We start from the raw sequence: 14,645 nt of genomic DNA on the forward strand, positions 1-14,645 counted from the left end.
TTGATAGTGTGTTAGTGATTGTTTACTAACACGCTATCGTCGAAGAGTTATCATCGAAGAGCTATCGCCGAAGAGCGACCGTTCGAACTCGCTATTAGCGAACGATGAGCATGATCTCTTCTGGAGTCATTGGCTTATCGAAGTAGCTCATGAATTGACCGAAGCCCTTGATGTCGCCATTCGAGAACTTGAATGCACCAGACTGTAGGTTGGTACCAATCACTTGTTGAGCGTTTGGACCCGCAATCAAGATTTGGTTCAATACTGCACGAGTGGTGTTGATTTGAACGTCTGCGCCTTTCACTGCTTCTTCGTGTAACTGAGCAATACCGTTGCGAATTTCGATAGTGAATGCTTCGTTCGTATCAGAGAAGTTGTACGTTAGCATCATGTTCACGTCTAACGAGTTTTCTGCGATAAGCGTTGAAGTCATCATGTCGAAGATCTGCTTGCTTGGTAGCGCAGTAAGAACGTCAACAGAAGCGAAGCTGATCATGTTAGAGAAGTCACGTTTGTTCTCTAGTTCAGCCGCCGCGTTAAGCGCCCAGTTACGCCAGTTGATGTTCACTTGGTCTGCAGCCCATGCTTTGTAAGCTTGTGCTTTCATCTCACGAGCTTCCATATCTTGCTTGTTTACCGTGATTGGGTAAGAAAGAATCTCTGCTGCAAAGGTGTAGTTCTCTGCTTTCATCGCCGCTTTTGCTGTGTCGATGATGTTGTCACGACCGCCCATGATCTCTACGAATGCTTTAGCGCGTTGCTCGTAAGCCATTGGCTCTAGCTGCCATGGATCCGCTTCGAAGAAACCGTTGTAACCTACGTAAATTTGGCGAACGGCGTGTGCAACGGTACCGTAGTGCTCACCTAACCAAGGGTGCTCAGCAAGGTGCTTAGGAAGTTTAACCACTTCAACTAGCTCGTCTGGTGTCATACCTTTGTTCATGTAACGGATTGTTTGGTCATGCGTGTATTGAATCGCATCACGGTAGGCCGTTAATACGTCAGATACCGCTTCTTTACCTTCAACAGGACGACCGTGAGAGTTAATCATGATCTCAGTGTCGAACTTACGCATTACGTCGATGCCCTTGAACCACATTGATGGGTCACGGAATTTAGTACCACGGATGGTGTGAAGGTTAGGGAAGTTCTCACCTTGAAGTACTTCAGCCGCGTGCAGGATTTTCTGCTCTGGGAAGTAAACCACTAACTCATCTTTAGTTTCAGATGGCACGTTCTCGATGTGCATCTTAACGCCAGCAATTTCAATTTCAATGTGGCTTTGGCTTGGTACCAGCAGGTTTGGTTCAATGAACGAGATAGCACCTTGCATGAAGCGCGGACCAAGGCCGTCGTTTACTGTGCCGTGCTCACCTTCTTCTACGTGCTTAGCACCTGTGTAAGAAGTACGGTGACCAAATAGAGTACCTAGGTTTGAAGACCAGTTAGCCACTGCTGCGGTTAGGCCTTCTTATGCGATGATTTTTACTTCGCCTGATGCTACTTCTTCATCAGTCACCCATGCACGCACACCAGAGATGTGGTCGATGTGGTTGTGAGAATAGATGATGGCTTTAACCGGCTTGTCGGTGATTTGACGGAACTGTTCTTTAACCGATTGAGCCATTTCTACCGACTCGCCTGGATCAACAATGATGATGCCGTCCGTACCTTCGATCATTACTGGTGTATCTAGACCGAAACCGTAACCAAGGTAAACGTTGTCATCCACTTTAATGATTGCTTGGTCCATTTTACGACCATGCTTGGTTAGGATTGGATGAACGTGATCAGATTCTTCAGTGTAAGCCAGTGAGTCGCCCGTTTTCGAAACAACTTGGATGCGCTCGCCTTTGTCGGGTGGACGACACTTGTTACCAAGTGCCGTCTCCCTTAGAACCCAGCGTGCAACTTTCACTGCACTAGGCTCAAGCCTCCACAAAGGCATCAAATGATACCCAGCAACTTATAAAGCAGTCGAAGCAGGTTCGTTCCAAGAGTTACGAGCTAGCCTTTTGGCTTTTCTTTTAACCAAGTATTCTTGGTAAAGAGGGTCAAAGGGTGTCGCTGCACTTCGGATTTTCACATGTCTTTCTATCGGCACTTTAGCTATTTGGAAGAGATTGAACTGGCAATCCATATCCATGATCTTCTGCCAACCGTGAAAATGCCATTGGCCTTTTCGGTTGATGAAGTATTTTAGAGCGATCCAAGTTTTAGACTTTGTTGGATGACGCCTTTTAGCCCAGTGCCATAACGTATGAAATAGCTTGTGACCTACATATCCGAAGGCCTGTTTAGCCACGCAGTGTCGATAATAGTTCGACCATCCCCTGAGTTTCGGATTTATCAATTTGATAAGATCATTTACTGGCAGGGTTACGTGCTTTTTGACGAGTTCACGTAGATTACTTAAGAACATCAACGTATTGGATTTACTCGGCTTAATGAGCAGTTTCCCTTTGTACTTCCTATGGTTGAACCCAAGAAAATCAAAGCCATCGTTGATATGAGTAATGTGCGTTTTCTCTTCGGATAATGTTAAGCCTCTTTCCGCTAAGAAGTCAGCAATCAACGGTTTGATATCGTTCTCCAGCACTTCCTTTGAAGCGCAAGTGACGACGAAATCGTCGGCGTATCCAATAAAGTTAGCTCTTGCACCCTTTTTGAGTGCGGTAGACTTAATGCGCTGTTCGAGACCCGAGAGCGTAATCAACATCAAGGTTGGAGATATAATCCCACCTTGAGGTGTGCCTTCATCGGTGTCATAAAATAGCCCTTTGTCTACAAAACCAGACTTTAGCCATTGCTCCAACATACGTTTATCAACAGCAACATTGTCCATAAGCCATTGATGCCCGATTTTGTCAAAACAGGCTTTGATGTCCCCTTCGAGAACCCATTGTGCTGACCGTTTCTGACTCAAGCAGATAAAACACTGTCCGATTGCGTCAGCAGTGCTGCGCCTTGGTCGAAAACCGTAGCTGTTAGGGTCGGCAAGACTTTCTGACACAGGCTCTAATGCAAATAGGTGAAGTGCTTGTTGCGCTCTGTCTATCATGCATGGAATGCCTAATGGCCTAAGTTTGCCATTCTTTTTGGGGATATAGATACGCTTGAGTGGTTTGGCTTGATATGCCGTTCTGCTCAATTGATTGACTGCTTTCATGCGGCGTGTATCTGTATTCCAGATTACACCGTCTATTCCAGGCGTTTTACTGCCTTTGTTTTGAGAAACTCGTTTAACAGCAAGAAGTTTTGCTGAACGAGAATGAGTCAGTAACCACTGCAAGGCTTTCGCCTTTCCGTGTTTACCGTCTCTAGTTGCCTTTGCGATACGCATCTGAAGCTTTAATACATGCGATTCAACGGATTTCCAGTCTATTGACTGCCATTGAACGCTGTCAGGAGAGGCACTAATCTCTTTTGAAATCATCATTTGCATTTCTCCTTGAATAAAGTTCTTCAAATTCTCTCGCAACGGGAGACCAGTCAGAAGTAGGCTCACTTTCGTGACCAGATATAAGTCTGTATCTGCATCGTTACAATGCAGCCTTCGCTTTTTCCAACCTCCTATACCTGCACCACTATCGGCCACATAGGCTTTCCCAGAGGGAGTGATACAGGCTTACCGTGTTCCGTATGTCGCGCAATATCAGGGTAGATGCCCGCTATGGTGCGAAGAGTTCATTGATCACGAAAGAGCATGGGGCAATCTCTTTCCGACTCTCATGCCTTTTGGCTACAGCGTATTAACCACTTCCGCTGTTTCATCGTATAACGCACCTTACGCGGATTCACTTATGTTCATCATACTGACTACCTAGCACTCACCCGATTGTGGTTATCAGGAGGATCGTCCTCTCACGATTTAGATCCCGACTGGTGCATGACCAATCTTCGTTACATTGTCAGACTCGCTACTTTATTCAGAGTCCTAGGTTCATCTGGTGATACAGATGGTTCACACATTAAGCGGTGAACAGCGCTTCATACGACCTCACGTCGCACGCCCCAGAACATGTTTGACTTGTGTTCGAATAGAACCTCGCTCTTGTAGCGAGCATCAAGGTCAATGTTTTGGTATTGCGCAGCATTTGCTGTCTGAAGTTCTTGGCCTACTTTCGATGTCGCTTCTAGAGTTGGCGTTGCAGATGCAAAACCAGAAGCAAATAGAGCGCTCGCGATAGCAACAGGAAGCGCCATTTTTTTGAATGTATTAGTCATGGTCGTGACCTTATGTTTGGATACAGGAATTGGATTTCTTGAGTCAAATAATAGAGGTGGGAGAGGTCGCTATCTACGCGCTAATAGGATATCGATATATCGTTTTTTCGATGATTTATTTATCTAATGATTGTATTGGCGATTTATCTTGATCTAAATCAATTAGTAAGTGGGGGCTTGTGACAGATACAAAAATGCCCTGAAATTCAGGGCATTTAATTTGGAACTAATGGCTGTTATATAAGTGTTTACCGAGAATCTTAATACTTACCGAGAACCTCAGTACTTACCAAGCACCTAAGTAAGACTTGTAAGATTGTAGGCGAACCGTTGCTGCGCCGATTACATCGATGAAGCCCCAGAACGGATGCGGCTTCTCAGCCGAGATCCAAGCCGCGCCAGTTGAACCAATAGGGATGTTGTAACCTTCTGGTTCGATGATCTCAAGTACGATAGTACGACCTAAACCATTGCCGTTTCTTACTACGTGTTGACCGACGCTTTGTGGCCCCTGAAGTGGAGAAATGCTCGACTCACCAGTACCGGCATTAAAGCTGTGTACTTTTGCTCGGAACACGTGACCTGGGTATGCGTCAACGAAGAACTCAGCGAAGTCTCCTACTTGAACATAACCATAAGTTTGGTCTGAAATGCGCATCTCAAGGAATTTTTTGCTGGTGTTGTAGAGGTGCATGTTACCCATAACAGAACCTTCAGCAATATTCACTATCGAAACCTGACCGTCAAACTCCGCTCTAATGGTCTTTTTCTCTTGCGCCCAATTTACTTTTTGTAAATCGGCTTTTAACGACACAAGTTCAGCGTGCAGCACTCGAAGATCAGAGTCGTACTTTTCTACGTCACGCATATTGAAGATTTCAGGTGACGTTTCAGCACGCTCTAAGTCGCGATTCATTTGCTTGATCTCTTCTTCTTTCTGAACAATTGAAGATTCGATCTTTGCTTTGTCTGCGGCAGAATCGATGTCGACGAGCGTGTAGATTATGTCGCCTTCTTTAACCATTTGGTTGTGCTCAACAAGTACTTGGTCGATCTGCTGGCCAAAGATTGGTGACATCACTGCGTGTGGTGCTTTCACTGTGGTTGAGTTGGTTAAATCAACGGGTGCCCACAAGCGAGAGATTACCGCTAATACCGCAAGAATCGTTACACCGCCAATGGCAGCCCAGGTATAGTTTTTGAAGTTCTTCTTAAGTGCGCCTGTCGCAAACAGTGACCATACAATTAGGATGTATGGAATCATCATCTCTTTCATTATGCGACCTCTTTTTCTGTAGCGGATGGTGTTGTTGGAGTCTTTTCTTCTGAAGCCTGTTCTTTTAAAGATTGCTCTACTGCAGACGGCTCTGTTACCGGTTGTTCAGATGATACGTGGACTGCGGCTGTCTCTGTATTGGTCGCATCTTGTTTAGGCTGAACACCACGGCGAATAACATCACTCAGTGATTGACCAATATGTTTCCAGTTCGCCAATGCGATAACCAAGGCGATAACCCAGAATGTTTTGCTGATGAACAGTCCACAAAGTGACAGTGCAAACACGATTTGTACGTGAGCGCTTTTGTGCTCTTTTGCTTTATGCACACCCAGTTCATGCAACTGCCACATGCCGTAAACACCGGCTAATACCACAGCAATTGTCACTGAGAACAAGTAACCAGAGAAGTACTCCATCTGGAAGAAGTTCATCATCATTTCATTGGGATGGTTGTTGAATTGAGACATGTCGATGTCTTTAGAATGGATAGTGCCTAACGGTGCAAGAGCCCATGCGCCAGCAAACATTACCGCCATAAACAGGCAGAATTTAATCAAGACCATCACAACGGCCCAGATCTTCTGGAAAACGATTTTTATAAAGTTCATATCTCAACCTACATCAATAAGAAGAGAGAATTTGCAGCCTAGAAGTCACCTTAAATGACATCTTAAAAAGTAGATGTCTATTATGTGGGTAGATTGGTGCTCATAATAAACAAAAGTAACAGATGATATTTAAAGTGATATTGCTCAGTCTAGACAACCGATTCTCGGTATCAAGAAGCGAATATGCTCCTCTACAAATCAATCTTTATTATTTGTCAGCAGACGTAAATTAGATGGCTATGAGGCGTTCGAATTAATATTCGTGCTTCTTTCAGCGACTGTCTTTATTACGTGTATTACCTCGGCAATCGAGGGGCTCTTCCATGACAATTGACATACCAAAGTAAAACATTTGTCAGCATTCTGTTTTGGCTAATAATTGATTTGTTAGCAGGATAATAGGAAGAGTTTTGACCAGTATCTACCTAGAATTACGATTTGATAATATCGTAATTACGATTAGTAGTTATAACTCTAAATCGGTAGGTCGATTTATTTGAAAAGGCTCATATACAGATAGAAAACATTGTTCATTAACTTGGTTTGGATCATAGAAGTCGATGAAAAGTGCTAAAAAGACTGGCCTAAAATATTAAATAAATTAGACCAACCTGTAGGGGATTTTAATCGATTATTTGAACGGGTTTAATGTAACAGGAGCAATAAAGAATTTCAGGTTCCAATCTGGTGCATATGGCACATACTCAGCTGGATTGGTTGTATTAACATTTGCGTCTGGTTTCATTACGTAATATTGAAGTTCTACACCCCAACGAACTGGCATTGGCCCAACCTTAAACATATCGATATAGCCTAATCCGATAGGTACAGTAAATTGGTCGGAACCGTCTTTTGTCCAATCAATTTGAATATTAGGTGTCATACCAATTAACGCGGTGTTGCTGACACGATAGTTTAAGAAATACTGGATGTCCGCTTGATTGGTTGACTCAGTAACGCTGTCACTGCCGCCCACGTCCCACCATTGCTGAGCTAAAAAACCAACGTTCCAGCTTTCAATACTGGTTGGATTACCTGTTTCTTTACCAAGGCGAGCGACCATTGCTGCAGGGCCGACTTGCCACTTATCTTGCGTTAAACCATCAGTACCTGTTGGCATGATCATCGTTGGACCAACACCCCAAATCCACCCATCATCACGGTTAGGGGCAGCCATTGATAGAAAGACAGTGTCTCCCATACCGTTTGTACGTCCTTCAAAGAAATCACCGTTTTCACGATCGCCTGGTGAACTGTAGTGGTTGGCAACCAAACGGTTCACCAAGTTCCATTCACCATCCATGATAGGTACAGGCATTACTGGTTGAAAGCTGAAGCGGTTTTGCATCTCATGGTGACCATCTTCTTTTTCTAGAAAAGTATAATCATTTTGAGTAATTAGCATCCATACATCTGATACTGGGTTTGCTGATTTTTTTGCCGCTTCTTGTACTGATAATTTTTCTTGTGCACTTGCTGTTGTTGAAAGTAATGCTGCTGCAGTAATGGCAACAGAAAGGAAACTCTTTTTAATTTTAAGCATATCTATACTCTTAGTCATAACTTGTTTGGCATTCACTTCATCTTCACAGTCATGAAGTGTTTATTCGTTGGCGGGAAATATAGAAGATGTGAATAATATGAATCTACGTAATATTTCGTTTTGTAATCATCGCAAATACGATAGCTAATGATCTTTATTCATTAGTAGTGAGTTTTATAAAAATAAAGGGCTGCTTTTTGAACTAATGTGCTGGTCGTTCTTTAGGAAAATAGCGAGCGGAGAAAGCGTTCCTCCAAACCTCTTCATTAGGCTGAATAAGGGCTGAAGCCTAAAACGCTCGAAAATTAATAGGTTTAGTTGAAAGAACAGTGTTTTGCTAAATGCACAATTTTCAGCCTGCGCTGTGAAAAAGACAAAGAGCTTTACTAAGTAGCTGAAAGCGACTGTGAAACAGTGTCACGAAAAATGAGACAATAAGCCCTTGTTTGTTGGGTTTATTAGGTTGATAATCAATGCAAATCAAAACGGCGATAAATGACTTGTCGATTGAGAGCAGAAAGAAAATTAATTGAAATGCTTAGCCCAAATAAAAAAGCTTAGCGCGCAGGGCACTAAGCTTAATATTTAGTTAAAAATTTCAGGTAAGTAATATAGATTTAGCCAGATGACTAAAATTAATTCTTATTTGAGTTAGTGTTGTTCAAGGCTGAATGTTACTTGAAGCGATAGTTCACTTGTAAGCCAAAGTAGTGTGCATAACTCTTGTATTGACCGTTAAGGTTACCTAGCGAAGGTGCAAGGTCGAGCGTGTAATCAATGTTTGGTGTACCTAAGTCGATGTAATCGTAGTAACCACGCACTTGCCAGCTGTCGTTTACTTGATAGGTCGCACCGACTCCATAGCGCCAAATGTCGCTTACCGGGAGGTCCATGTATACCTTTGTCGGATCATCTTGCGGTGAGGTTTCGTAACTCACTCCGGTTTCTAATCGCCATTGTTCATTAAGTTGGTAGTGTGTACCGATCGCGAAATTCCATACATCATCAAAATCACGTTGAACGATTTCAATTGGTGCGTTGTTCAGGTCTAGCGTTAGGTCTGTCCAAGTTGATAAGTCATACCAAGTCACACTCCAAAGCATGTCCCACTGCGGATTAACGGCATGAACACCACTTGCTTGAACGTGTTGTGGCATGATGAAATCTAATCCAACATCCATGTTGACGATATTGCCTTTGAATCCTGGTTGCGTTGTTTTTACATCGCCTTCACCGTAGTGCGCGATTTCAGAGCGATAAATCAAACCGATACGATGTGCTTCGTTGAATTTGTAAAAGGCACTGAGTGTATAACCTACGTTAAAATCGTCGGCATTGGCCTCAAGCTTGCCCTCTCCAATCGTTGGGAGAACTCCCGGAAAGACATCGAGTTCGCCATTTGCTGAGAAGTATTCCAGATTGATGGCAGCACCAACAGCAAACTTGTCAGTTACTTTGTACGATATAGCTGGTGCAATTTGTACGGTAATAAACTCCACGTTTTCTAATAGATTACCACCGTGGAAATTGTCACCATAATCAACGCCGGAACCACCCTGTGATGCAACTGAAAGGCCTGCGTGGAATTGATCGTTGATTGGTGTGACAAAGTAGAAACTGCCTGTTGGGGTTGTTGTGCCGCCATCTGCGTTCTCCCCATTTGAAAATGCGGGGCCTGTTGAACCTTGATCAGAGTAATCAAATGTCGTGTCTAAAATAGAAGCATTTACTGTAACGTTGGTTTCTTTTAGTTGAGACATGCCGGCCGGATTAGTCCAAGCTGTTAACGCACTCTCTGCTAGAGCTGCGGTACCAGCTCCTGCAGTACTTGCGTTCAATGAACCTAATTCAGGAAGCAATGGGCCAGCCGCCATTGCATGAGTTGAAAGCGTTGACACTACAATGGCAAGTGCGTGTTTTTTCATGGAATAGAACCTATTTTGGGAGCAGTTTTTAGGGCGCTGATAGTAGTCTCACAAATTGGGTCAAAAAATAGCGAATTAACATTTCATAGTATCGTATTTACGATAGGATAAGATTTGTAGATAAACGAAAGTACTATCCAGAATAAAGGCATGATCTATGAGCAACGACATCCCCAACTTCAATCTACTTGCCGTGTTTTCTGCGGTGATGGAGCAGGGCAGTTTAAGTAAGGCTGCGGATCAACTCAGTACCAATCAATCGACCATCAGTACCGCATTAGCCCGCCTAAAAAAAGAGATTGGCCAAGAGCTTTTTGTTCGCAAAGGCAGAGGTGTTGCGCCTACGTCTTATGCGCAAAGCTTGTATGAACAAATTAAAGCGCCGATCAATGAACTCAATGGTGTGTTTCAGTCGATGGCTAATTTTGATGAGCAATCCTCTGAGCGGAAGTTTGTGATCTCTGCGCCTGAGCACTTACAGTGGGTGCTGCTCAATAGTTTTGCGGCGCTTCCCAATCAAAACTTGTCGCTGGAAGTCTTTGATCAACCAGACAATGATGAGCGCATTTACGAAGATCTTTTGACGTAAGAGTTCGATGCGATGATCGATATTGTGGTACCTGAACACCCAAGTATCGTCAGTGAAACACTTTATGAAGGCGAGTTTGTGATCGTGTGTCGAGCTGATCATCCACGAATTCAAGGTGAAATCAGCGAAGCCCAGTTCCTAAGTGAAAAGCATGCTGTATTAGACAGAACACGACGCAAAGTTCGAAGTTTGAATCACTACACTTCTTTGGATCTGTCCCAGCGTAAAATCGTGTTTCATGGACGCTCGCTGTTCAGTAATATCTTGCTGTGTAGCCAATCCGATTACATCACTGTGGTGCCTTTATCTATGGCCGTGCAGTTCCAAGAAAAGTTAAGTTTACAGCTGTTCAAGCCCCCCTTTGAATATCAGCCGATGTCTCATTACCTGATTTGGTTGAAGAAGCAGAATAGCGATCCCGCTCATAAATGGTTCAGAGAACAAGTCATCAGTACATCAGATTCAATGTCGAAGGCGCTTAAAGATAGGCGACTACGGTTTTAATTGAGAGTTGAATTCTAGGGAAGCATTGGCTTCCCTTTTTTGTGTCGCTTAGTTGGTACTAGATAATATGTTAATAACAAAAATTATTAAAATGAGAATATTTAATAATTTCATTGATTTGTGTGTGTTCAGTAATATACCCAGCAACAGAGAAATAGGTGGCCTCAAGGTTAACCTCAACGAACACTACTTAGCTTCATACGACGAGTTAGCTTTATGCGACGAGGCTGAGATTAAAGCATCAAGGGCGAAATATGAAATTCCTACACACAATGATCCGAGTTACTGATTTAGACAAGTCTATCGAGTTCTACACCAAGGTATTGGGAATGAAGGAACTTGAACGCCACGAAAACAAAGACTACCGCTACACATTGGTTTTTGTTGGCTACGAGCAAGGCGGCACGACTATCGAGCTAACATACAACTGGGATACGAATGAGTACGAGATGGGCAGCGCGTTTGGTCATCTGGCATTGGGTGTAGAAGATATTTACGCAGCATGTGACAAGATCAAATCGCTAGGTGGCAACGTCACTCGCGAAGCGGGTCCAGTGAAAGGCGGTTCAACTCATATCGCTTTTATTACTGACCCAGACGGCTACCAAATCGAACTGATTCAACTAGGTTAATCGAGGATATAACAATGACAAACGCACTATTTCAACCAATTCAACTTGGTAATATCGAGCTTAAAAACCGTATTGTTATGCCACCGATGACGCGTTCTCGCGCAACGCAACCTGGTAATTCAGCAAACGACATGATGGCGGCTTACTACGCTCAACGCGCTTCTGCAGGTTTGATTATTGCAGAAGGCACACAAATTTCACCTATGGGTCAAGGCTATGCTTGGACTCCAGGTATCTATTCTGACGAGCAGATTGCGGGTTGGAAAAAAGTGACTGATGCCGTACATGAAAAAGATGGCGTTATCTTCGCTCAACTTTGGCATGTAGGCCGTGTAACACACCCAGATAACATTGGTGGTGAACAGCCAATTTCGTCTTCTGCACTTAAAGCAGAAAACGTAAAAGTATTCATCGATAACGGCACTGATGAACCGGGCTTTGTTGATGTGGTTGAACCTCGTGAAATGACGAAAGAAGACATCAAAGAAGTGGTTGAACAGTATCGCCAAGCGGCTTTGAATGCGGTTGAAGCAGGCTTTGACGGTATCGAACTTCACGCCGCGAATGGTTACTTAATCAACCAATTCATCGATTCTGAAGCAAACAACCGTACTGACGAATACGGTGGCTCAATTGAAAACCGTTTACGTTTTCTAGGTGAAGTGGTTGAAGCTATGGTTGAAGCGATTGGTGCTGACCGTGTTGGTGTACGCCTTGCTCCATTCACATCGTTGAATGGTACGGTTGACGCTACACCAGTAGAGACTTACACAGCTGGTGCAGCACTGCTTAACCTATACAAAATTGTTTACCTGCACATTGCAGAAGTTGATTGGGACGATGCACCTGAAACGCCAAAAGCATTTAAAGCGGCAGTTCGTGAAGCCTACGAGGGTGTCCTTATTTATGCGGGTAAATACGATAGCGAGCGTGGCGAAAAAGCCGTTGCTGAAGGCGTAAGTGACATGGTTGGTTTTGGTCGTCCATTTGTTGCTAACCCAGATTTACCAGCTCGTATTCAAAATGGTTACCCACTTGCGGCGCACGATCCAAACACATTGTTCGGTGGTGCTGAAAAAGGTTTAACGGATTACCCTGAATACGCAGGCTAAAAACAGCTGCCTGAAGCAGAGTATTGAGATAGTATCTCGATCCTGTTGAATGTTTATAAAAAGCAACCTTGCAGAGTCGGGTTGCTTTTTTTGTTATTGGACCAAGTAAAATGATGAACGTGAAAGCGATGCGCGGAGAGCTTTACCTTCTATTTGCCACCCTGCTAGCTGGGGTGGGATGGATTGCATCTAAGCTGGTGGTATTAGAAATGCCTGGGCCAGTGTTTATTGGTGTGCGATTCCTCGTCGCGAGTCTTATTCTTCTGCCATTTTGTATTCACCATATTCGTAAGCTTTCGCTTAAGCAGATTCTGTCTCTTTGCGGCGTGGGTTTGTTGTTGTCTGCCTCATTGCAGGTATGGGTGTTTGCGGTTTCAGTGACGGAAAGCTTGTCGGAAGGGGCATTCATCATGAGCTTAGCCATGATCATTGCACCGTTTGTGCCTTGGATTTTGTTTCGAGTTAAGCCTAATCGTGCGTTTTGGATGTCTTTCCCGATCGCAATTATTGGCATGCTTCTGCTGACTCTGGGCAACGGCTGGCATGTTGAGCAAAGTCAGATTTACTTCTTGTTAGCATCGATGTTGTTGTCCGTGCACTTTGTGATGAACAAGCGTGTGATTACCAATATCAAGCCTATCGCATCAATCTGTGTGCAACTGTTTGTGGTGGGTGTGAGTGGTTTAGCCTTTACTTCTATGACTGCTCAGCCGGAGTTCGAAATCACCAAAACCTTAGTCTTCTGGTTTATTGTCTCTGCGGTGATCGCAACGTCTATTCGTTACTTGCTGCAAACGGTCGGTCAGCACTCCGTGAACATGGAAGTGGCGGCATTGATCATGATTCTTGAGCCTGTGTGGACGCTGCTGTTAAGTGTGAGTGTGCTTGGTGAAAGTGTTGAGATGCAGAAGCTGCTCGGTGGGGCGGTGATCATTGCTTCACTGTTTTGCTATATCAAATGGTCGAGACGAAAATAAAACACTCGGCGCAAGGCCGAGTGTGGGTTGTTTTTCAATACACGTTCAGAGTGTAATAATTTCTAAGCACTAAGCACTAAGCACTAAGCACTAAGCACTAAGCTAGGTAAGCTAGGTAAGCAGTGAACGCGGTAAGATCAGATTGCCGCGACTACTTTCTGAAGTAGCTTGAGCATTTGTTGCTGTTCTTCAGCATCTAACTCGTTCATCAACTCTTTGTTTAAACGAACTGGGATAGGAACGAGTTGTTCTTCAAGTGCTTTGCCTTTTTCCGTTAAGTAAATTCGGAAAGAACGGCGACTGTTTGGATCGGCTCTGCGTTCGACCAGTTCAAGCTTTTCTAACTTGTCTAATGTGCGTGTCGTTGTTGAATTCTCGACTTTGGATTTCGCAGCAATATCACGCTGAGTCACACCTTCTTCTTCCCAAAGACACATCATGGTTGGCCATAGAGCAATGCTTAAGCCATGTTCTTTCAATTCCGTGTCGAAATCTTTGGTCGACTTATTGGCGATCACATTGATCATCCAACCAAAGCTTTTTTGTCTATCAAACTCTTCTGGCATCTTTCGCTACCTAATTTTACTGTGATATTACAACTATTGTCATCGTAACTAATACCGATGCAATTAGCACCAACAACGCTTTCCTATTTGATGAAAAAGCCAATTGACTGCTATTTCTGAAATAATCCGTTGACGCTGAATGGTTTTGTTTGCCTGTGATCATGGCAAGAACCAGCGGTTTTGAACGCAGTTTGTAGATGATAATGGCCACCAAGTGCAGCACGACAAAGACCACTAACATGCGAGCGGCAATGCCATGCACCGCACATAACACATCGAATATTGCATCAGTAATCACGAGTTCCGAGCCTGGGATCGCATCAAAGAAACCAGCAATCACAAGCCCTGTCATACATTGGATAAACAGAGTCGTGATCATTCCTATCACCATCCAGGCACCCAACGGATTATGTCCCGGTTTTGGGCGAGCCTTTCCACGTAAGTAATTCCAAGCCGATTTCGGTGAGCTAATGAATTGAGAAAAACGACTGGTATCACTGCCGACGATTCCCCAAACCAAGCGCCATAAAATCAGACTGAACAGTGCGAGGCCCAAGTAAACATGGGGGCCTTGTCCGTTAAATCCTGATGCAGCAAGACCAATAAAGAGTGCGGCTTGAAGCCAGTGATAAAGTCGAGTTGGTAGATCCCAGATTTTCATAATGCTTTTCCTGTTCGTAAAT

At 43.9% G+C, this 14,645-nt stretch carries 10 protein-coding genes and 3 pseudogenes; 4 read left to right on the top strand and 9 right to left on the bottom strand.

The genetic code is table 11. The annotated features are described in order from the left end of the window. Window positions 1-94: 94 nt before the first annotated feature. From OCV19_RS05270 to OCV19_RS05300, 7 genes and pseudogenes are all read right to left on the bottom strand, one after another. Window positions 95-1,855: pseudogene (locus OCV19_RS05270) on the bottom strand (alkyl sulfatase dimerization domain-containing protein); the annotation flags it as partial. A 111-nt stretch (window positions 1,856-1,966) separates the two neighbouring features. Further along, a complete protein-coding gene (gene ltrA, locus OCV19_RS05275) occupies window positions 1,967-3,439 on the bottom strand; it encodes a group II intron reverse transcriptase/maturase (protein ID WP_139093562.1) in 1,473 nt (490 codons plus the stop codon). Window positions 3,440-4,011: 572 nt separating this feature from the next. Next, window positions 4,012-4,227 (bottom strand): annotated as a pseudogene (locus tag OCV19_RS05280) (alkyl sulfatase dimerization domain-containing protein); the annotation flags it as partial. Window positions 4,228-4,513: 286 nt separating this feature from the next. Beyond that, window positions 4,514-5,503, bottom strand: a complete 990-nt coding sequence (locus OCV19_RS05285) for an efflux RND transporter periplasmic adaptor subunit (protein WP_050646894.1) — start codon at window positions 5,501-5,503, stop codon at window positions 4,514-4,516. Next, a complete protein-coding gene (locus OCV19_RS05290; protein WP_065675663.1) occupies window positions 5,503-6,114 on the bottom strand; it encodes a magnesium transporter in 612 nt (203 codons plus the stop codon). Before OCV19_RS05290 ends, OCV19_RS05285 begins: the two co-directional genes overlap by 1 nt. Before the next feature lie 631 nt (window positions 6,115-6,745). Next, window positions 6,746-7,657, bottom strand: coding sequence for a hypothetical protein (locus OCV19_RS05295; RefSeq protein ID WP_139093563.1), 912 nt, complete (start codon window positions 7,655-7,657; stop codon window positions 6,746-6,748). A 674-nt stretch (window positions 7,658-8,331) separates the two neighbouring features. Beyond that, on the bottom strand, window positions 8,332-9,582 hold the full coding sequence (locus OCV19_RS05300) for an OmpP1/FadL family transporter (RefSeq protein WP_065675664.1): 1,251 nt from the start codon (window positions 9,580-9,582) through the stop codon (window positions 8,332-8,334). A gap of 157 nt (window positions 9,583-9,739) precedes the next feature. Between OCV19_RS05300 and OCV19_RS05305 the strand changes: the two are divergent. The 4 genes and pseudogenes from OCV19_RS05305 to OCV19_RS05320 all read left to right on the top strand — a co-directional run bounded on the left by OCV19_RS05305 (window position 9,740) and on the right by OCV19_RS05320 (window position 13,396). Next, window positions 9,740-10,675: pseudogene (locus tag OCV19_RS05305) on the top strand (LysR family transcriptional regulator). Window positions 10,676-10,929: 254 nt separating this feature from the next. Then, window positions 10,930-11,307 carry a lactoylglutathione lyase gene (gene gloA, locus OCV19_RS05310; protein WP_017084654.1) on the top strand — a complete coding sequence of 126 codons (378 nt, stop codon included), beginning with the start codon at window positions 10,930-10,932 and terminating at the stop codon, window positions 11,305-11,307. A gap of 14 nt (window positions 11,308-11,321) precedes the next feature. Next, a complete protein-coding gene (locus tag OCV19_RS05315) occupies window positions 11,322-12,419 on the top strand; it encodes an alkene reductase (protein WP_065675665.1) in 1,098 nt (365 codons plus the stop codon). Between the two features lie 110 nt (window positions 12,420-12,529). Continuing rightward, on the top strand, window positions 12,530-13,396 hold the full coding sequence (locus tag OCV19_RS05320; RefSeq protein WP_065675666.1) for a DMT family transporter: 867 nt from the start codon (window positions 12,530-12,532) through the stop codon (window positions 13,394-13,396). A gap of 137 nt (window positions 13,397-13,533) precedes the next feature. On the opposite strand, the gene OCV19_RS05325 is transcribed toward OCV19_RS05320, so the two are convergent. Together OCV19_RS05325 and OCV19_RS05330 are read right to left on the bottom strand one after the other, a co-directional pair. After that, entirely contained in the window at window positions 13,534-13,962 is a 429-nt protein-coding gene (locus tag OCV19_RS05325) for a MarR family winged helix-turn-helix transcriptional regulator (protein ID WP_050622032.1), read from the bottom strand. Between the two features lie 16 nt (window positions 13,963-13,978). Next, window positions 13,979-14,623 (bottom strand): cytochrome b/b6 domain-containing protein, encoded by a 645-nt coding sequence (locus OCV19_RS05330; RefSeq protein ID WP_065675667.1) that lies wholly within the window; start codon window positions 14,621-14,623, stop codon window positions 13,979-13,981. Window positions 14,624-14,645: the final 22 nt, after the last annotated feature.

Origin of the sequence: Vibrio celticus (assembly GCF_024347335.1) — a bacterium.
In the GTDB taxonomy this organism is placed as follows: domain Bacteria; phylum Pseudomonadota; class Gammaproteobacteria; order Enterobacterales; family Vibrionaceae; genus Vibrio; species Vibrio celticus.